Annotated in this window: 12 protein-coding genes; 6 read left to right on the top strand and 6 right to left on the bottom strand. The window is 62.7% G+C overall.

Features of this window, described 5'->3' with window-relative positions; all coding sequences use genetic code 11:
• Positions 1–164: 164 nt before the first annotated feature.
• From IY73_RS03870 to IY73_RS03850, 5 genes are all read left to right on the top strand, one after another.
• Positions 165–1190, top strand: coding sequence for an alpha/beta hydrolase (locus tag IY73_RS03870; RefSeq protein WP_053978866.1), 1026 nt, complete (start codon positions 165–167; stop codon positions 1188–1190).
• Between the two features lie 241 nt (positions 1191–1431).
• Positions 1432–3192, top strand: a complete 1761-nt coding sequence (locus tag IY73_RS03865) for an alpha/beta hydrolase-fold protein (RefSeq protein ID WP_053961938.1) — start codon at positions 1432–1434, stop codon at positions 3190–3192.
• 10 nt (positions 3193–3202) lie between these two features.
• Entirely contained in the window at positions 3203–3685 is a 483-nt protein-coding gene (locus IY73_RS03860) for a DUF732 domain-containing protein (protein WP_053961937.1), read from the top strand.
• A 48-nt stretch (positions 3686–3733) separates the two neighbouring features.
• Positions 3734–4669, top strand: a complete 936-nt coding sequence (locus IY73_RS03855; RefSeq protein ID WP_053978865.1) for a cutinase family protein — start codon at positions 3734–3736, stop codon at positions 4667–4669.
• 155 nt (positions 4670–4824) lie between these two features.
• Positions 4825–6372 carry an acyl-CoA carboxylase subunit beta gene (locus IY73_RS03850; RefSeq protein WP_053961935.1) on the top strand — a complete coding sequence of 516 codons (1548 nt, stop codon included), beginning with the start codon at positions 4825–4827 and terminating at the stop codon, positions 6370–6372.
• On the opposite strand, the gene IY73_RS03845 is transcribed toward IY73_RS03850, so the two are convergent.
• The 4 genes from IY73_RS03845 to IY73_RS03830 form a co-directional block, all read right to left on the bottom strand.
• Complete coding sequence (locus IY73_RS03845; protein WP_053978864.1) at positions 6369–9803, bottom strand: arabinosyltransferase domain-containing protein; 3435 nt, start codon at positions 9801–9803, stop codon at positions 6369–6371. The genes IY73_RS03850 and IY73_RS03845 overlap by 4 nt on opposite strands.
• A 266-nt stretch (positions 9804–10069) precedes the next feature.
• Positions 10070–13681 carry an arabinosyltransferase domain-containing protein gene (locus tag IY73_RS03840; RefSeq protein WP_053978863.1) on the bottom strand — a complete coding sequence of 1204 codons (3612 nt, stop codon included), beginning with the start codon at positions 13679–13681 and terminating at the stop codon, positions 10070–10072.
• Positions 13682–13747: 66 nt separating this feature from the next.
• Positions 13748–14260, bottom strand: coding sequence for a hypothetical protein (locus IY73_RS03835; RefSeq protein WP_053978862.1), 513 nt, complete (start codon positions 14258–14260; stop codon positions 13748–13750).
• 12 nt (positions 14261–14272) lie between these two features.
• Positions 14273–16573: an arabinofuranosyltransferase gene (locus tag IY73_RS03830; protein WP_053978861.1), complete on the bottom strand. Its 2301-nt coding sequence runs from the start codon at positions 16571–16573 to the stop codon at positions 14273–14275.
• Positions 16574–16860: 287 nt separating this feature from the next.
• Between IY73_RS03830 and IY73_RS03825 the strand changes: the two genes are divergently transcribed.
• Entirely contained in the window at positions 16861–18081 is a 1221-nt protein-coding gene (locus tag IY73_RS03825; protein WP_053978860.1) for a hypothetical protein, read from the top strand.
• Between the two features lie 322 nt (positions 18082–18403).
• Here the strand turns inward: IY73_RS03825 and IY73_RS03820 are convergent, their stop codons facing one another.
• Both IY73_RS03820 and IY73_RS03815 read right to left on the bottom strand, forming a co-directional pair.
• On the bottom strand, positions 18404–19165 hold the full coding sequence (locus IY73_RS03820; protein WP_053978859.1) for a decaprenylphospho-beta-D-erythro-pentofuranosid-2-ulose 2-reductase: 762 nt from the start codon (positions 19163–19165) through the stop codon (positions 18404–18406).
• Between the two features lie 64 nt (positions 19166–19229).
• The gene (locus IY73_RS03815) at positions 19230–20669 is read right to left on the bottom strand and encodes an FAD-binding oxidoreductase (protein ID WP_269464927.1); all 1440 of its coding nucleotides are present in this window, start codon (positions 20667–20669) and stop codon (positions 19230–19232) included.
• Positions 20670–20710 lie beyond the last annotated feature (41 nt).

The raw sequence follows: 20710 nt of genomic DNA, 5'->3' as shown, positions 1-20710 counted from the left end.
ATAGTCAAAAGAGTGGCAGACCTGTCCGCCGAGTATCTTTTCAGCTGTATTCGGCCCACCGAGGTTTCCTGTGAGCACCCAACCGGTGCTCACAGCTGGCTAAGCTGGGTAACAGCGGCTTTCCGCATGCCGATAAACAGAGTATGAGCACTAGGAACAGAAGTATGACCGTGAACAAGCGAAATAAGTGGGTGGCCTCTACCGGTGCAACACTCCTCGCTATTTCCTTGGTTGCCGGAATGGGTGTCGATCTCCCCACTGCGAACGCCGACAATCGTGCTTCGCTCCGCCGCGACAACTCCGCTAACCGTCGCTGTGAATGGGATCCCGTCAAGCACTGGGTTCAGCAGTGTGAAGTGTGGTCCAAAGCTATGCACCGCAAGATCCGGGTGCAGATCCAGCCCGCCAAGTACGGCGGAAACCACGCCCTCTTCCTCCTCGACGGTATGCGCGCCCGCAACGACTGGAACGGATGGTCCCGTGACGGTCGCGCGCCCCGCATCTTCGTCAACTCCAACGTTACCCTGGTGATGCCGGTAGGCGGCGAAACCTCCTTCTACACGAACTGGAAGCGCAAGTCCTCTACCAACGGCCAGAAGTACACCTACAAGTGGGAAACCTTTCTTACCAAGGAACTCCCCGGCTACCTGAACCGCCGCTTCGGTGTGGCCTACTCCGGTAACGCCATCGGTGGTCTTTCCATGTCTGGCTCCGCCGCCTTTACACTGGCCATCTACCACAAGCCCTACTTCAAGCAGGCGCTCAGCTTCTCCGGCTACATGAATGTCTCCGACCCTATCATGCAGCAGGCTCTCCAGTACGCCGCCAACGATGCCGGCAATTACAACCTGCAGGACATGTGGGGTCCCTACAGCGACCCCACCTGGCGCCGCAACGACCCGTACGTCAATGCTGCTAAGCTGCGTGGCTTGAAGCTCTTCATGTCCTCCGCCACCGGCCTGCCGGGCCGCTACGACAACCCACGTAATGGCCAGGAGGCCTTCAACACCAGCGTCGGTTTCCTCCTGGAAGGTGTTGCCCGCCAGCAGCACATCCTCATGAAGAACCAGCTGGAACAGCTCGGCATTCCGTGCCGTCACATCTTTATGGCCAATGGCATTCACAACTGGGGCTACTGGCGCGATCAGCTGCGCATGGCCTACCCGTATGTGAAGGCTGTCATCGGCTAACAAGGCTGGCCACCCGCGGGAGTTGATTAACGGCCATGATCACTCGCGGGTGGCACCACATACTGCTCCACCAGCACGCCGTGCCCCACAGTTCACGCTGCGCGGCACCACACACCACAACATACTGGTTATCAATCCGAGGGAGGGGAACCCGCGGAGGGACAGCTAGGACACATAGGTACTGGGCACGCCACGCGTCTCCTGTGCCTACTGCCCCTATCGTCACCTGTGAGGTTTTCTGATGCTTCGTCCTCTCCGCTCCGTGCGCACCACCAGCGCGCTCATCGCGGCATCACTACTCATCGCCACCCCCGCCGTGGTTATCCCCACCCTGGGGGCCACCAGCCATGTTGGCCCCATGGCGGGCATCTTCGCACAGGCTGCGGGGGAACCCACCATCACCAAAACTAAGTGGCTCTCCCCCCGGCACGTTGCTCTCTGGATCTACAGCCCCGCCATGCAGTGCGTGCGGCAAGTCCAACTGCTGCTCCCGCGTAGCTTCAAAGCCAACCCGAACCTCTCCTACCCGGCCCTCTATCTGTTGGACGGCATGCGCGCTTCCACCTCCTACAGTGGCTGGACGAAATACACGAACATCGTGAAGACGGTCGAGAGCACCGAACTCATGGTAGTTCTCCCCATTGGTGGCGCCGCCTCCTTCTTCACCAACTGGCAGAAGTCCCCCGAAGCAAAGAACACTATGCAGTGGGAAAAATTCCTGGCGACGGAACTGCCCAATGTGCTGCGGGACCACTGGCGTGTCAACAACAGCGCCGGGGTGGCGGGCTTATCTATGGGGGGCACGGCGGCCGTCAACCTGGCAGAGCGCCACCCCAGCTTGTACCGTTTCGTTGGCTCCTACTCCGGCTACCTGGACACCTCCTCCGATGGCATGGGGGAGGCCATCAACCAGGCTATTCAGGAAGTGAAGCCCAAGTACAGTGCCACCCAAATGTGGGGAACCTACCAGTCCGCGAACTGGCAGGCCCACGATCCGAAGCTGCATGTGCAGCGGCTGGCCGGTAAGAGCATCTACGTGTCTGCTGGCTCCGGTAACACCGGCCCCTACGATAAGCCCTCCCAGGTGGACGGTATTCCGCAGGACCATGCTGCCTATGCGCTGGAAATTCTGGCGCAGCTGACCTCCAAGACGTTCGTCAGTTCCGCGCAGGAGGCGGGTGTGCCGGTCACCGCGAAGTTCCGCCCCTCCGGTACTCACTCGTGGCCGTATTGGCAGTTCGAGTTCAGCCAGTCCTTGCCACAGATTCTGAAAGCGTTGGGCCGCCCCACCCCCGGAAAAGTGGCGGGCAACTTGTGGTACAGCGATTCGCTGGCCAGTTTCGCGAAGAGTGCGGACGCCACTGTCAACCCGAAGCCTAAGCAGAAGCGGAAGCAGAGTAAGGCTGGAAGCCGAGTGCTTCCTCCTTCTGCAGAGGTGACGGCGGAACTCAACAAGCGGGATCCCAAGAAACCGATCCCCTATAAGGTTCCCCAGAACGACCCCAAGTGCCAGACGAAGGGCGATATTCGGAAGTACCTGGACGGGCACCCGAATAGTGCGAAGGCTGCCGGTCATTGCCTGACCGGTGAGTATCCGGTTCCGGGCGGGCGTGCGCAAAACTTCGAGCACGGCCGTGTGTTCTGGTCTCCGGAGACGGGAGCTGTGCTGGTGAAGGGCAAGCTGAATGAGGCCTACCAGAAGATGGGGTCTTCGGGTTCCGTACTGGGCCTCCCCCTGGACGAGGAGCATCCCACTCACGATAAGCGTGGCTTCTACCAGGATTTCCAGGGTGGTCGCTTGTACTGGTCGTTCCAGACGGGTGCGCACTGGGTACGTGGCACCATTCTCCAGAAGTACAAGGAGTTGGGCTATAGTTCCGGCAAACTCGGCTGGCCCACCTCGGATGAGCAGCGTACCAAGACGGGCGCCGTTTCCCAGTTTGAGCATGGCCGCATTGAGTGGACTGCGAAGAACAACACCGCCACCTACCACAAGAAGTAAGGACTTCATCATGCGAGAGAATAACCGTCGTCCTCTCCTCCGTAGCGGTGCACTCACCGCGGCTCTCCTGCTGGGGCTGACGGGCATCACCGCTTGCGGTAATTCGGAAGTGTCCGGCACCGGTGACGCACTGTTGACGGATAACTCCCGCCAGACATCCTCCAGTAGTTCTCCCTCGAGCAGCACCAATCCGGCGCGGCCCAGCGAGCTGCCAGAGGATTATCCCGAACCCTCCACTATTATGCGCACTGCCCAGGACAAGGAGTACCTGCAGGATCTGAAATCCCAGGGCATTGTGGTTGACGGTGTGGAGGATTCGTTGATAGGTACCGGCAAGTCTCTGTGCCAGGGGAAGGCGGAGACCGGCCGGCTCAACCCCGTGCTGGCGCGGGCTGTTGCAGGGCAGCTCGCGCAGCAGGGGAAAGCCTCCCAGGATACGCAGCAGACCACCGATATTTTGACCCGTACGGCAATCCGGCATTATTGCCGGTAGAGTGAAGGCCTACTTTAATTCTGATCGTCGATTCTGAGAGGACTCACTATGTGGGGGAAGACTGCTAGCCCGCGTCCTAAGAAGAAACGCACCATCATCATTGGCGTACTCGCACTAGTAGTGGTGCTGGTGGTTATTGCAGCCTTGCTGTGGAATGTGGTGGGTAACCGGCCCGGTATAGAGAAGGAGGCGGTGAACCCCCCGGGGTGCCCGCAGGTGGAGGTGTTGGCAGTGCCCGGCACGTACGAGTCCGCTGCGGATGACGACCCCATCCACCCGCATTTCCGCCGGAATGCCATGCTGTTGAACGTCACCAACCCACTGCAGCAGCGCTATAGTGCTGCCCAAGTGCGTGTCTACACCGTCCCCTATGTGGCCCAGTTCCGTAACCCCGGAGCGATTCAGGAGGCCAGCTACAACGATTCTCGCGACCAGGGGCAGTCTCGCCTGGTGGCGGAGATGAACCGGATGCACAAGAAGTGCCCGGCCACCCAGTTCTTGCTGACGGGTTTCTCGCAGGGTGCTGTTATTGCTGGTGACGTTGCCTCCGAGATTGGCAATGACCGCGGCCCAGTGCCGGCCAAGAATGTGCTGGGTGTGGCGCTGCTGGCGGATGGCCGCCGCGTGAACGACCAGGGCATTAACCCGGGTGAGCCGCTGCAGGGCAAGGGCCTGGAGGCGGCGCTGGGTCTGGTGGGCACGGGTTTGGGTTTCTTGTCCGGGTCTGATGCCACCATGAAGGGCCGGCGGGATGACGGGTTCGGTTCCTTGAACGATCGCACTTACCAGTTGTGTTCGGTGAAAGACATTATTTGTAACGCCACTATGAATCCGTTGATGCTAGTGCGGAAGGGTACGAACTTCTTCTCTCAGAACCCTGTGCATGGGGAGTACAACACGAATCCGAATGTGGTACGGGGGATGACGGCGACACAGTGGATTGTGCAGTGGATGGAGAAGCTCATAAATAAGGCATTGGCCTAACAGAGTTGGACTGACAGAGTTGGACTGGCCACATTGGCCCCACCACGTTAATCTAACCGCCTTTGCGTGCGGTGCTGCTGCGGTAGCCTTGCCTTAACTATTGGGATAGTCCCAGGTGGACTAGAATAGTTATGCACTCAGAAAGGACAGCAACTGTGAGCATGACCACTGCTGAAAAGCTGGCTGATCTCCGGGTCAAGATGGCGCAGTCGGAGGACCCTGGTAGCGAGCGCTCGAAGGCGAAGCGTACCGCCCTGGGGCGTACCACTCCGCGCCAGCGTATCGATTCCCTCCTGGATAAAGGCTCCTTTGTGGAGATGGGGCGTTTGGCGAAGATGCCGGGTAACCCCATGAACCCGTATGGTGACGGCGTGGTCACTGGCCACGGCACCATCGATGGTCGTCCAGTAGTGGTGTACGCCCATGACAACACCGTATTCGGTGGTTCCGTGGGCGAGGCCTTCGGTAAGAAGGTCTGTGCTGCAATGGACTTGGCCATCAAGATTGGCTGCCCCGTCATTGGTATTAATGACTCCGGTGGTGCCCGCGTGCAGGATGCCGTCACCTCCCTGGCTATGTACTCCGAAATTGGTCGCCGCCAGTACCCGCTGTCGGGCCTGTCGCCGCAGATCTCCATCATGCTAGGTAAGTGCGCGGGCGGTGCTGTCTATGCCCCCGTCACCACCGACTTCGTGGTGGCCACCAAAGACTCCTACATGTTCGTTACCGGCCCGGACGTGATCCGCTCCGTCACCGGCGAGGACATCACCATTGAGGAACTGGGTTCTGCCGAGAAGCAGATGGAGTACGGCAACGTGAACTACGTGGCCGAGGACGAGTACGAGGCGTTCTCCTATGTGCGCCGGTTGCTGTCCTTCCTGCCCACTTCTTCCAACGATCCCGCCCCGCTGGGCCGTACCGGCCTGGAACCAGAGGTGACGGACTCGGATCTGTCCCTCAATACCATCATCCCGGACTCCGATAACGCCTCCTACGACGTGATGGATGTGCTGGTGAAGATTTTTGACGATGGTGACGTGCTGGAGGTGACCCCCGGCTACGGCGCTAACGTGGTGACGGCTTTCGCCCGCGTGGATGGCCGCCCGGTGGGTGTGATCGCCAACCAGCCGAAGGTGCTGTCGGGTTGCCTGGACGCGCGCGCTGCCGAGAAGGCGGCCCGCCACGTGGCCCTGTGCAACGCCTACAACATTCCCATTGTGTTCGTGGTGGATGTGCCGGGCTTCCTCCCCGGTTTCGAGGAGGAGAAGAACGGTGTTATTCACCGTGGCGCCAAGTTCCTGGCTGCTATCGTAGGCGCCGATGTGCCGAAGGTGACGGTGGTGCTGCGCAAGGCCTACGGCGGTGGTTACGCCGTGATGGGCTCCAAGAACTTGGGCACGGATATTAACTTTGCGTGGCCCACAGCCCGCATTGCGGTGATGGGTGCGGAGGGTGCGGTGGATTTGCTGAAGCGCCGCGAGATTGAGGCGGCCGGCCCGGAAGAGGGTGCGAAGATCCGCCAGCAGTTCATCGACATGTACAACACCTTTATGGCTACCCCGTACATTGCGGCGGAGCGCGGCTACATTGATGCTGTTATCGAGCCGGCTGATACGCGCCTGATGTTGCGGAAAGCCTTTGCGCAGCTGCGGGATAAGGAACTGCTTACTCCGCACCGCAAGCATGAGGTGCCGCTGCTCTAGCCGATGTTCATTTTACCGGGGTTCCAGAGGCCGGAGCGTTTTTCTGTGCCGTACTGGATCTCGGCGCGCTTGGGCAGGCCGGGCTGACGGGTGCCGTAGGGCTCCAGGTGTTCCAGGCTGCCCCACTCGCGGCCCCAGTCGTCCTTCAAATAGGTGGGCACTTCTTCGGAGTCGGTGAGGCCTTCAGTAATGCCCAGCGAGCCGCCGAATTCGGTGGCTTCCCACGTGTTCGTGTTGTTGACGGTGGAGGCGCGATCCGGGGTGATGCGCCACTTGGGCCGCTCAGTTACACCCGCATAGTGGGTGTAGGGGCGGATGCAGGGGAACTGTAGGGCAATTTCCCAGTCCAGCAGGGTGGGATCGGTGGAGCCCACGTAGTGCTGCAGAGTGACGAGGTGTGGCAGGCGTGGCGGGGTGACGGCGACCCAGTGGTCGGGGTCGAGGTTGGTGTCCTCTCCCACTAGGCGGACAGCGTTGGCTTCGGCCGGGATCACGTTGCGGGGGATGCGCATGTTGCGCCAGGCGGGGATGGGGCCGACGTCGTAAGGGAGGACTTGGCCGAGCATCTTCACGGATCCGTCCGGCTGGGTGACACCGTATTGCAGGTAGACGGGCTGCCCGTAGCGTTCGATGCCGTTGACGTTGAGGTACTTGAGGCGCCCGGCGGCGGTGAACACGATAACGGGATGCTCCGGGTCTGCCTTGGGCAGACTGTACCAGGCGGTGTGGAGTTTGGCGGAGTGTTGGGCGCCGTATTGGAAGGAGCCCAACACGGGGGTGGTCTTGGGGTTGAGGCCGAAGGGCAGTTTGGCGCGGGAGCCGTTGATACCCAGGTTGGGGTCGAGGCCACCCTCGGTGCCTCCGGGCTGGCCACTTTGTTTGGTGGGGGGTACTTCGGGTTTGTAGTTGGTGCCGGCGGTGCCTTGTTGGACAAAGACGGGGTCGGCTTGGACGCGGCCGGGCACGCCCCACGCTTCGAAGTTGTAGGTGCCGGGTCCGGCCAGTGGGCCGCGGGCAGCGGAGTTGCCGTCTTCGGGGGTGCGTTCCCACTGCTGGCGGGGGAGGGGTTTGAGCATGCCCTTGTTGGGGTCGGGTTCGACGAGGACGTCGTCGGCCATCATGCAGCTGTGGCCGGCCAGCACTCCCAGGTTGCCTTTGGCGATGGAGTAGGCGGGGTATTGGGAGACGGCGGCTTTACCGAAGCTGAGCAGGTAGAAGACGACGGTGAGCCAGGCGACGACGGTGACGGGTGCGGCGGCGAGGGTGCGGAGGCGTTCGCGGCCTTTGGCGGTGGAGGGCTCCTTCATCTCGGTGAAGTCTTGGGTGACGTGCTGCCAGCCTGCTACGAGGAAGGCGATGACGGCGACGACCATAACGATCTTGAAGAATTCCACCCCGTGGATCTGGGGGACTTTGTCGAACCACGGGATGTGGTACTGGCTGATGAACCACCAGTCGTTGACGGTGGCAAGGGAGAAGGCCAGGACAAAGCCCATGGCGCCCAGTACGAGGCTGCGGTTGCGGCGGGAGTGCAGGGCGGTGTTGCCGATGGCGAGGGCGGCCAGGGCGGCGAGGACGGGAGCGATGCCAGCGTAGGCGCCGAAGTGGTGGGTCCACTTGGTGGGGCTGAACATCATGAGGATGAGGGTGCCGTAGGTGATGCCGAGGGCGCGCCAGCTGGGGCCAGGGAGGGCACCGCGAATTTCGCGGTTGCGGAGCAGCACGACCGTCACCACGATGAGGCAGAACAGCATGGTGAAGACGGCGAGGCGGCGGGACATGGACCCATCAACGGTTTGGATGGAGAGCCACAAGTAGCGGAGGACTTCGCGGTGCCACGGCATGTTGGGGCCAATGTCGCCGCGGACGCGGGTGGCTTCTAGTACTGCGCCAATGTTGTGGTCGCCGAAGACACAGGTGAGGACGGCGAAGCCAGAGGCACCAATGGGGCCGAGCTGGGCGGCGAGGCCAACCTGGGGGCGGCGTTCGCGGATAATGTGGAGGAGGGGCCGGGTGGAGACGGCGAGGGCGGCGACTGCCATGAGGCCGGTGGGGTTGCCGGAGAGGGCGAGGGCGGCGGTGACGACGGCGGCGGTGGCCGGCAGCATCCGGTGGGTGGTGATGCTTTTTTCCAGTAGTGCCCAGGTGAGGATGGCCATCATGGCGACGAACGGTTCGGGCCGCATGCCGTTGTTGAAGGCCATGTGGAATATGAGGAAGACACCGGCCGCGGTCCAGGTGGTGATCTTGCGGGTATGGAGGCCTTCGCCGAGGCGGGGGATGATGGCCTTGGAGATGAGCATCCAGGTGATGATGGCGCAGATGAGGGCGGGGAGCCGCACGAAGGGGCTGGTGGGGTTAGCGCCGGCGAAGCCTTGCAGGATGTCATAGTAGGGAGAGCCGAAGGGGGATTCGGTGACGCCGTACCAGCGGTAGTAGTTGGCCATGTAGCCGGCGTTTTGGTTGGCTACCCGCACCATGGTGTGGATGTAGCCATCGTCGGAGGTATTGGCGCCGATGAAGTGCCAGATGAGGAGGACAGCGTAGACGACGGCGTCGAGGGCAGTGAAGCTGCGCCAGTGGCTGCGGATGGTGCCGTCAGCGCGGGTGTAGCCGGTGGTGGCGAAGGGGGTGGGTTGGATGATCTTGTCGATGCGGGCCAGGGCGATCCAGCTGAGGATCATGCAGAGGACGCCGAAGATCATGGCGAGGAGTTTCACCAGGGTGGGCTCGGTGGTGAAGCGGGTGTCGATGTGGACGGTGATCGTCATGCCCTGGATGGCTGCCTGCGGGGTGTCCAGAGGAAGGTCGGAGAAGATACCCATGGTGATGGGGCGGAGGTGCGCATCATCGGAGGTGAAGGTGACGGGTTCGTTGAGGCCGGTGACGGTGGCGCGGGCGCCGTTCTTGTCAACGTCGATGTGGATGTTGCCGTTGCGGGCAGCTTCGACGTCGGCGCGGCGGAGGGTGAGGAGGGGGGTGTCGCGGGAGAGGACGTCTACAGTGCGTTCGGAGACACGGACGAAGAGGGCGCGTTGGGTGGCTTGGGTGGATTGTCCAGGGAGGGTGCTGGCGATGATGCCGTCTTTTTGGCCTTTCATGGCGCGCACTGCGGAGAACGGCACATCCAAGGTGATGCTGTGGGGGCTGTGCGCGATGAGTGGCGCCTCTACGCTTGTGACGCTCTTGTCCTGCGGCCAGGTGAGGGTGGCGGTGGTCTGGTTGACGGGCAGGAAGGGGGCGAGGATGAAGAGCACCATGCCGAGGAAGCCGGTGATCGCGGCGGTGAGCCGTGCGGTAGTGAGGTTCCACAAGGCAGGCACGGTGTGACGTTTCTTGCCGTCTGCGGCGGATTGCGCGGGATGTGCCGACGCGGTGGTGGCGCCGGTGGTGTCAGCATGGTGTGGCGTGTGAGGTGCAGGCTCAGACATGACCACAATTCTACCCATCGAGCTGCGATTTCCGAATATATCGACGAGTGTGGGGGACAGCCGGGTGGCGTGCCCTGCAGTGGCGTCAGCTTGTGCTTTTCGCGAGAAGCATAGTCCTTAGTCAAGAACATTCGAGTGTGCTGAGCTGAGTGGGTGTGTGCTGTTGTCCTGTTGATACCCGAGGAGTGCATCTACAGTGCATCTACTAGGGTCACGGAGTGGACTGTTCCGCTACTCGTCTTTAGTTTCGGCGCGCTGAGATGCGCTTAGGTGCGCTTGGGGGCGGGTGGGGTGTCGCGCATGGTGCCGGGTGTGTAGAAGCCGTTGCCCTCGGTGTGGGTGACGGTGACGGTGACGGGTACTGCGGTAGGGTCGCGCGGGATGAAGCGTTGGAGGGTTCCCCAGTCTTGTAGCCAGTCGTGGTTGAGGTAGGTGGGGACGTTTTCTGCATAGTAGAGCAGGTCCGTCCAGCCGAGGGGGCCGCCGCCGAAGCGGTCTTCCCAGGCGTTGGCGGATTCCACGTTGGGAGCGTTGGGGAGGATACGCCACTTGGGTTGTTCGGCGATGCCGTTGCGGTGGTTGAAGGGGCGCTGGCAGGGGAAGGCGAGGCCGACGGACCAGTCGATAAGGACGGCGTCGGTGGTACCGACAACCTGGTTGAGGGTGTGGAGTTGAGGGACGCGTGGCGGGGTGACGGCGATCCACTTGTCGGTAGCGAGGGAGGTGTCGTGGACGACTAGGCGGACGGCGGTGGCGTTGGCGGGGAGGTCGTGGGGGCGGCGGACGCGGAGGTTGCGCCAGCTGGGGGTGGGGCCGGGGTCCATGGGTGTGAGGCTGCCGGCGACCTTATAGCTGTTGCCACCAGTAGTGCTGGTGTTTGCGGCTGTGCTGGGGGTAGGAAGTGGATCCGTCGTCCATTCCAGCTGTACAGCGTCGGCGGGGAGGCTGCCAGCGATGGTCAGCACTAGCAGCGGGCTGTCGTCGCGCTGGGAGGGGAGCCGGTACCAGTCGGAGACGAGGTGCGCGGAGACTTGGTTGTCGGCCCGGTAGGTGCCCAGTATAGGGACGTCCCTGGGTAGCCCGAAGGGGGGCACGTCGTGGTTTTGCCGGTCGGGGGTTTTTACGGCGTCGCCGGTGTTGAGTTCGGTTTGGTTGTCGTCAATGGTGTCGGGCAGTCCGTTGGCTCGGAAGCCGTCGCGGAGAGTCCCGGCGAGGGCTTCGGTAGGGTTGCTGCCGTCAACGGGCTGTAGGATCCAGCGCCCTGGGTTGGGTTCTACCAGTACTTGGTCGGCGAGTGAGCAGGGGTGGGATTTGATGGCGGCGAGGTTGGCGGAGCCGACGGTGTAGGCGGGGTAGCGCTGGATGAAGGCGCCGAGGAGTGAGACCAGGCTGAACACCACGACGAAAGTGCTGAGGACGGCCAGCATGAGGGGTTGCCGGGCAAGCCAGGAGGTGGTGTTGCGGATGGCGGTGTTGCTGGTGGTGGTGGCTGTGCGGTCGATGCTGGGGAAGAAGTGCAGCAGGGCGGCGATGAGGAGGAAGAGGAGGGCCAGCGCCAGGAACCAGGTGGAGAAGGCTTTGCCGAGGAAGGTGGGGAAGTCTTGGCCACCGTGTTTGGTGTGTATGCCGAATTGGCTGACGTACCACCAGTCGTTGTTGGCGGTGAAGGAGAGGGCGGTGACGGCGGTGACGGCGGCGGCGGCGAGCCAGCGGTTGCGGGCGATGCCGATGCCGCGGTTGGTCATGAGGACGGCGCCAACTGCCCCAACGACGGCGACGATGCCGATGAAGGTGCCGAAGTGGTGGGTCCACTTGGTGGGGGTGAGGGCAAGGAGGAGGACGGAGCCGATGCTGATGCCGGCGACGCGGGTGAGGACGGGGGTGGAGAGGCCGGGGATGGGGGTGCGGCGGGCAATAGTGTAGATCATGATGCCGAGGATGAGCAGCATGATGAAAATGGGGAAGCGGCGGGTGACGGAGCCGTCGGGGGAGATGCCGAAGAGGGCGATCCAGCGGGCTTTGTCTTCGAACCAGCCGAGGTTGGGGCCGATTTCGGTGCGGACGCGGATGGCTTCGCGCATGGCGCCGAGGGTTTGGTCGGCAAAGACGGTGTAGAGGATGAGGAAGCCGGTGGCGAGGATGGGGGCGAAAACGCCCGTGGCGGCCAGGCCTTTGGGGGTGCCGGCGGAGCGCAGGGTGTAGATGCCCATGCGGATGTTTTGCCAGTAGCTGCGGAACCCGGCGAAGAGGATGGCCAGGCACATGATGCCGGTGGGGCCGGCGCCGAGAGCGAAGGTGGCGGCGAGGATGGCGAGGGCGCCGGGAAGGAGGCTGCCGCGGGTGATGGCGCGTTCGACGAGGGCCCAGCAGGCAATGAAGAGGACGGCTTCGATGGGTTCGGGGCGGAGGCCGTTGTTGAGGGGCATCCAGCAGGCGAGGAAGAGCATGCCGGCGGTCCAGTAGGCGACGGCGTTGGTGCGGATGGCGGCGCCGAGGCGGGGAAGGATGCTGTGGGAGATGATGAACCAGCTGGCAATGCCGGCGAGGAGGGTGGGGATGCGGATGAAGGGGCTGGCGGTGCTGATGGTGGTGAGCCCTTGGAGGATGCTGTAGTACCAGCCGATGGGGGATTCGGGGGAGCCGAGCCAGCGGTAGTAGTTGGAGATGTAGCCGGCGTGGTCGGCGACGCGGGCCATGTTGAGGAGGTAGCCGTCATCGGAGGTGTTGGCGCCGAAGATGTGCCAGATGATGAGGAGGAGGGTGACGGTAGCGTCGGTGATCCACACACCGGTGCGGCCATGGTTGTGGGCATGAGTCCGGCCGCCTTTGCCGGCACGCTTGCGCCGGGCTGTGCGCTGGGTTGTGCACTGGGTGGAGTCGCCAGCGTCCGCGGCTGCGGCGTCTGCACTGGCAGCGCGGGAGGTGACAGCGGCAGTTGAGGTGGAGTCAATGATCTCGCCCACGGTGTTGGTGTCGGTGAGGTCGGCGGGGTCTTCGCCGGCGTCTTCGCGGAGGGCGAGGGCGTCGCGGCGGTAGCGGCGGCTCATCCGGTCAATGCGCCAGAGCAGGAGGAGGCTGGCCAGGCTGGTGAGGACGCCGATGGCCATGAGGGCGGTTTTGAGGGGTGTGGGGCTGGTGGAGAAGCGGGTGTCGACGACCATGTGGGCGGTGAGGCCGGGGATGCGGGTGTCGCGGGGGAGGGTGGTGAAGAAGCCGACGACTTGTGGCCGGGTGGTGGAGTCGGTGGCGAGTTCGCCGCTGACGGGGCTGTTGTTCTCGGTGCCGTCATTGTTGCTGCCGGGCATGGGGAAGGTGTTGCCGGTGACGTCGACGACTACGGAGGGGTCGGAGGGGCCGGCGTCGGCGCGGACGGTGGTGGTGATGCGGCAGTCGGCGGGTTGGTTGGTGAGGGCGGTGACGGCGATGGAGGCGAGGAGGTGGCTTTTGGAGGTGATGATGAGGGAGTCGGTGCCGGCTGCGTCGGGGGTGCGGCGGATCTGGAGGCCTTCGCTGCCGGCGTTGGCGGAGTTGGCGGGGATGGTGGAGAAGAGGAGGGTGTTAGTGGGGGCGTCCGCGACGCTGCCGCAGGGGAGGGTGACCACGAGGTTTTGCGGTAGGTAGGAGACGAGGGGGGAGACGACGCTGGTGGGTTGCTGGGTTTGCTGCCAGTCGATGGTGGCGACGGCTTGCCGGACGGGGAGAACGGCGGAGGCGATGGCAAGGAGGAATCCGAGGATGCCAGTGATGGTGGCGGCGATGGCGACGCGGCGGCGGGTGCGGCGGGTGCGGCGGGGTGCGGTGCTGGTGCCGTCATCGGTGGTGCTGGCGGCTTGGGTGGCCGGGGTGGCGTCGTGGGGCGTGGGGGTGCTGGTGGTCACGCTCTTAGCCTAGTCGGTGCGCCCCTTCGGAGAGGTCAAGGTTCCCTGTGGTGGAGGAAGTTCCTACTAGAGGAAGGCTTTGATGGTGAACTCGGTGGAGTTTTTCTGCATGAGTTCGGCTTCTTGGCGGGTGACGGGCCCGGTAAGGCTGATGCCTCGGGCGGTGGTGCCGGGTTGGCAGCGTGCGATGCCGGCGCCGCTGTTGTGGGCGGGGATGGCGAAGCTGGCGTTGACGGGTTTGGCGGTGGGGATGCCGTTGGCGTCTTTGGTGGTGCAGGTGGTGCTGACGGCGGCGAAGAAGGGGGTGTCGGTGTTGTTGATGCAGTTGGCGCTGGCTTCATTATTGGCCAGGCGGATGGTGCATTGGGGGCGTTTGCCCTCTTTCATTTCGCGGCGGATTTGGCTGCCGGTGGGGATGTCTTTGTTACCCCAGCTGAGGTCTTTGGCGTCTTTGGCGAAGGGGTTGTGGGGGCCGAGGGGGCCTTCAGGGGTGCTGTCGGCGGTGGCGAGCGCGCTGCTGCCGGTGAGGATGATGAGGGCGGTGGTAGCGGCGGCGAGGATGCGGTTCTGGGTCATCATGGCTTTAGCGTACTAGGCATTGGCCATTTCTTGGGGGGTTTGGCAGGTGCGGGTGACGACGGCGAGGGGGCCGATTTCTTTGACGAGGAAGCAGTGGGAGTGGAAGATGTTGGCGGCGAAGGAGACGGTGTAGTCGTGGACGTTGGGTTGGTTGGGGTAGACGTCTTCGCTGAGGAGGAGGGAGTAGTTGTCGCCGTCGCGGCGGAAGACGAAGGCGTTGGGGGTGGGGAAGGGGCTGGCTTGGAGTTTGCGGAGGAGGTCGTGGGGGCTGGTGGAGAGGGCCCAGTCCTCGATGAGCTCGTTGCGTTTTTCATAAAGGCCTAGGGGGTTGGCGTAGTGGGGGCTGATGGCTTGGAAAGACCAGTAGGGGTAGTAGGCCAGGAGGGCTTCTTCGGTGGTGAGGATGATGATGTCGCGTGCTTGGGCGGGGTAGCCTTGGCGGGCGGAAGCGCCTTCTAGGAGGGCTTGGTTGACTTGTGGGTAGTAGGAGGAGATACCGGCGGGGAAGCGGTCTGCACGGACGCCATAGCCGTCGGTGTCGGTGTAGGCCATTTGGATTTCGTCGGTGAGGGAGGTGGGGATGTCTTGGGCGAATCCTATTCCGACGAGGAAGGTGATGGTGGCGATGACGGCTTGGATGGTGCGGGCGGTGCGGCGGACGTGGATAGGTTGGTTGGGGCCACTGTAGGAGCGACGGATGTCGGGGTCGATGGAGGTGAAGAGGGAGGGGCCGGGCAGGCGGTCGTCGGGGAGGACGAGGGCGGGGGTGTTGGGGTCGGCGTCGGTGGTGCCGGCGTAGCGGGGGGTTTGTCCGGCGAGGACGAGGGGGGTGGCGTCATTGTCGAGGGTGGTGGTGGCGTCGATGACGACGTGACGGACGGCGACGGAGATGATGCGGTGGGTGGCGTCGAAGATGCCGCAGACTCCCGCGATGGCGAAGGTGAGGGTGAGGGGGAGGGCGACGCGGAAGCCGAGGAGGGTGACGCCAAAGAGGACGGAGCTCATGGAGGCGAGAGTCCATAGGTACATGGCGATGATGCCGATGGTGAGGGCTTGGGAGATGCGGCTGGTGCGGATGGCGACGATGAGCCAGATGAGGCCGATGAGGCAGAGGAGGCCGACGGTGTCGCTCTTGAACATGGGCAGGAGTACGGTGGCGGAGTCGCTGGGGAGGTAGTGGAGGGCACTGCCACTGCGGCTGTGGGGTTGTCCGAGGCCGCTGATGAGGTAGTACCCCCAGTGGATGAGGGAGATGGCAATGGAGATGAGGCCGATGACGACGAGGCGGATGATGGGCTGCCAGATGTGGCGGCGAAGTTTACGAAGTTTGACGGGGTCGGGGGTTATACCGGTGTTGTCGGGGGTTTTCACTTTTTTGCCGGCGAGTTGGCGGAGTTCTCGGCGGTCGACCCAGAGGCGGTGGATGGTGACGATGAGCGCCATGAGGATGAGAGTGACGGCGCCGAGGGCGGTGAAGAGGGTATAGGTGCAGGCGCCGACGCCGAGGATGGCGGCGACTCCGCCGGTGGCGTAGCGGCCTTTGGTGAGTGCGCCGCGGTAGGGGCGGATGGCATGCCAGCTGAGGACGAAGGTGAGGGGAAGTGCCATGGCGACGATGGCGGCATAGGGTTCGGTGCTGCCGTAGGTGGTGGTGACAAGGGCCGTCACCATGCCGATGATGATGCCGAGTTCGGGGCGGATGATGATGCACCAGATGGCGGTGAAGAGGCTGCACATGAGGGCCAGGGAGATGATGGCCCAGGGTTTGAAGGCTTCCCAGCCGGGGATGCCGAGGAGGTTGGCGAAGCGCCCGCCGAACCAGAACCAGGCGCTGGGGTAGTAGGGGGCCATGTTGGGATAGGCCATGTCGTAGGGGGCGGGGCTGTCGGTGAGGCGGGTGAGGTATTCGGTGCGGAAGGCTTGGTCTCCGCTGATGCCATGGAGGTAGAGCTTGGTGGCGGCGAGGGGGAGGCCAAGGGAGACGGTGACGAAACCACTGACGGAGAGGGAGGAGAGGAGGCCGGGCCCGAAGTGGGTGGACCAGTAGTGGGGGTTGTCTCCGCGTTGGGTGTGGAGGCGGCTGGAGTATGCCCAGATGGCGCCGGCGACGGTAGTGAGGCAGAAGAAGACTTGGGCAACGGTGGTGAGGGAGCGGATGAAGTTGCTGTTGCCGAAGGCGGGGAAGTTGGTGAAGGTGAGTACCCAGAGGATGAGGAGTGGCAAGAGGAAGCCGCCCAGGAGGGAGAGGAGGACGAGGAGGCTGATGGCCAGAATGTTTTGGCGGGTGCGCTGGGCGGTAGCGGGTGTGCTCATGCTGCTCCTTGGGTGGGGGTGCGGCCATTATAAAGCCTACTGGGGCGGAGGCTGGTGGGATACACGTTATTGGGGAGAAAGGCTATGGGCTCTGTCTCATAGTTTCTATTTTTTATATTTTAAATCACAGCACTATTGAGCGGGTTGTAAGTCCCTGTTCATCTGTCCATTACCCAGTGGAACAGGGGATTTGAAGAATGTTAGTGTGGTACACATTTCTAAGATGTAGTGCTAATATTGGTGCCGACATACGCACGAGCGCGTATGATTTTTCTCTAGGAGTTCTCGTGAAGAAATTCATGATTCCCGGCGCAGCTGCTGTCGCGACAGCTGCACTGTCACTCCTCCTCGGCGGTGGAGTGGCAAATGCACAGGAGGTTGCGGAAGTTCCCGCTCCTGTGCAGGTTCCGGCAATTCACGCGGTAGACGCTCTCGGTAGCGCCATCAAGGACGCCCCGCAATCCCCGGCTGTCCCCGCAAGCGACGTACTGTCCTTCCTGTCCGACTCCATTAATCTGCTGGGTCGTGACATCCTGTCCGCTAAGGGTCTCTCCGCCAAGGGCCTTTCTGCTCTGGTGACGACCGAGAATCCCCCAGTAGACCCGCAAGACCCCAACGCCCAGTCCGAGGATGAAGGGGTGATGGTCGTCATCGGGCAAGTTGCTCCCTACTCTCTGGCCCTGCTGGGTATTCCGGCTTTGGCCATTCCTGGCGGTGTCGTGGGTGCCGTAGCTGGCGCTGTTGTTGGTGCTGGCGTAGCAATCTTCGCTGGCATTGCTGCCGCTGTTATTGTTGCCTCCCCGGCTCTTATCGCGGGTCTCGGTACCGCACTGGTACCTGCTTTGGCTATTGCCGCAGTAGGTGTGGTCATCGGCCTCATTCCGGCCCTTGTTCTACTGGTAGCCGGCGTTGTAGCGATCGTTAGCGCCATTGTGGTGGGCCTGATGGTGATCACCTGGCCGCTGTGGGTTCCTGCGGGCATTGTTCTGGTTCTTTGCGGCGCTGGTATCATTCCGGTCACTATTGGCGGAACTCTTTTGAGTGGTGGTGCCCTCACCCCGTTCCTTATCGCCGGTGCAGTGATTCTCGGTCTCGGCCTGTTGCCGGGTATCGCCCTGGTTGTTGCTGGCCTGCTCTTCGGTGTTGCCGCTGTCGTGGCCCTGCTGACCCTCCCACTGGTGGGTCTCGCTGGCCTCATCCTTAGCGTTGCCGCCTTCGTCTTCCTCGGTGTGATGGCTCTCATCGGCTCCCTCGGCCTGCTGCCCGCCATCGTCGCCTTCGTAGTATTCGGCCTCATTGCTGCTGTTGTCACCATCCCGGTCGGTGCCGTGATTGGCCTCGCCGCTGGTGGCGTCATCGGTGCCGTCGCTGGTGCCGTGGGCGCCCTCATCTACGTCTTCGTCATTGCCCCCCGCAAGAAGAAGGACGAAGAGGCTCCCGCAGACGACGCTAACGCCCCCAAGGAAAAGAAGATGGCTGTCCAGGCCGACTACGCCCTGGCTGCCTAAAAATCCGCCGCAGTGCTGTTACCAGCCCCGCTCATGTAACGGTCCGGCTGTAACACCACAGGCGACGGAATCCTAGAAATCCTGGTCAAGGTAACTGCTACCCCGACCAGCTAGGACGAAAAGACAAATGCAGGTGCCGCCCCTTCACCCGAAGGGGCGGCACTCTACAATTTCCCGCACACTCACCCCCGTCTCCCCACACGCCAGCAGCACCCACACCGCCCTACACAAAGCATCGCCCTACACAAAGCATCGCCCTACACAACAAAGCGGCTGGCCCACCCGCAGGTAGACCAGCCGCTCGAAAGCCGGAAACGCGAAACTAGATCGGCAGCAGCCGGAACAGCGGCGCCGGAATATGCTTCAAAACCACCATCACCAGGCGGAACAGTGGTGGAGCCCAGATCAGCGTCTTACGCTTATCCACCGCCGTCACCGCCATCTGCGCCACATCTTCCTTATTCACCGTCAGCGGAGCTTCCTTCACATCCGCAGACATGCGAGTCCGCACCTGGCCGGGGCGAATCACCAGCACGCGCACACCATTCTTCGCCAAAGCCTCACCTAGGTTCTGGTAGAACCCGTCCAGGCCAGCCTTAGTGGAGCCGTACACAAAGTTGCTGCGGCGCACCCGCTCACCCGCCACCGAACTCATGGCAATAATCTGGCCGTGGCCCTGCGCCTTCATATGCTGGCCCAGCAGCACACCCACGCTCACCGCGCCGGTGTAGTTAATCTGGCAAGCCTGCACAGCCTTCGCCTGGTTCTGCCACAGTTCCTCGTTATCGCCCAACACGCCAAAGGCCACAATAGCGACGTCCACGTCGCCACCCTCGAAAGCCTTATCCAACACCGCCGGATGCGTGTCGAAGGCGGTCGCGTCAAACTCCAGGGTGGTCACCTTCTTAGCGCCAGCCTCTTCCATCTGGGTTACGGCATCAGCCAACGCCGGGTCGCCGGGGATAGCGGCCAACACAATCTCGGCCGGTCCACGGTGCAGGTACTCGGCGCAGATCGCCAAACCGATCTCCGACGTGCCGCCGAGCAGTAGAATCTTCTGGGGAACACCAACAGCATTCAGCATGGGTTAAGTCTCCTTAGTTACTGGCGCAACACCAGCTGGAAAACGACGTGAGGGTAAAGGGGAACTAGTTCAATTCCAGGCGGCGCGCCATGTCAGACATGAACACACCATCGGGGTCGATACGACGGCGGGTGACAATCCACTCCTCCATCTGCGGGTACATGCCGTGGAATATCTCCGCACTGGTGCGGGACTCCTTCGCCAGGTACAGGCGGCCGCCGAACTCGGCAACACGGGCATCCAGGTCGTCCAGGAAATCCCCCAGGCCAGCCTTGATGGGGAAGTCAACGCACACATTCCAGCCCGGCATCGGGTAGGACAGCGGTGCCCGGTTACCGTCACCAAACAGCTTGAATACGTTCAGTGCCGAGTAGTGGCCAGACTTCTGGATGTCGTAGATGATCTCCTTGAACGGGTCCACTGCCTCGCGCGGCACCACAAACTGGTACTGCAGGAAGCCGTTGGAGCCGTAGCCGCGGTTCCACTCGCCGATGAGGTCCAGCGGCTGGTAGAACTGCGTCAGGTTCTTGATCTTGTTGCGGTAAGTGCCACCCATGGCGCTGTAGGCCTTGCCGATGGCAATCATCATGTACTTGTTCATCCACCAGTTGGGGAACACGTCGGGGACGGTCAGCAGCTGGGGGGCATTGAATTTCAGCGGATCCTTCGCCAGCTTGGGGGCATACTCCTCCAGCTGGGCTAGGGTGGCCAGGGAGCCACGAGAAATGGTGGCTTGGCCGAGGGCGGGCGGGGCGCTGATAGCGTCGAACCAGGCGGAGGAGTAGGTGTAGTTCACCTCGGAGCCGTCAGAGTGGAACTCGATGGTCTCATCCAGGGTGTGGGTGACGTCGCCGTCCGCAATAAAGTAGGCGGTCTCCGTATGGGTCATCTCGATGGTGGCGCGCAGAATGATGCCGGTGAGGCCCATGCCGCCCACGGTCGCCCAGAAGAGACTGCCTTCGGGGTCGTCGGCGGAACCCTCCGGCTCCAGGTGCAGCACGCGGCCGTCAGCAACCAGCAGTTCCATACTGCGCACATGGTTGCCGAAGGAGCCGGCGCTATGGTGGTTCTTGCCGTGGATGTCGGGGCCGATGGCGCCACCAATGGTGACCTGGCGGGTGCCGGGGAGGACAGGAACCCAGAGGCCGTAAGGCAGTGCTGCTTTCATCAGCTGGTCGAGGGTAACACCAGCATCTACATCGGCCATGCCGGTATCCGGGTCGATGCTGTGGATGGTATTGAGGGGGCTCATATCGATGACGAGGCCACCGGCGTTAGCGGCGGGGTCACCGTAGGAGCGGCCGCGGCCGCGGGCGATGACGCCGCGCTTCAGATAGCTGGGCTTGGTCTCGTTATCTTCAGCGACCATACTGACGGCACGGATGATCTCTTCCGGGTTGCTGGCAGAGAGCACCTGGGCAGTGGAGGGCTGGGTACGTCCCCAGCCGGTCAGGGTTTTTGCCTCGGTGTGCAGGTCATATGGGGGGTGTGACAGACTGCTCACTGTTGTCCTCCATGAGTTCATAGTTTCGTTACGAGTCTACT

Origin of the sequence: Lawsonella clevelandensis (assembly GCF_001293125.1) — a bacterium.
GTDB lineage: Bacteria > Actinomycetota > Actinomycetes > Mycobacteriales > Mycobacteriaceae > Lawsonella > Lawsonella clevelandensis.
Note: the sequence above shows the minus strand (reverse complement) of the source record. Positions and strands in the feature narration are given on the sequence as shown.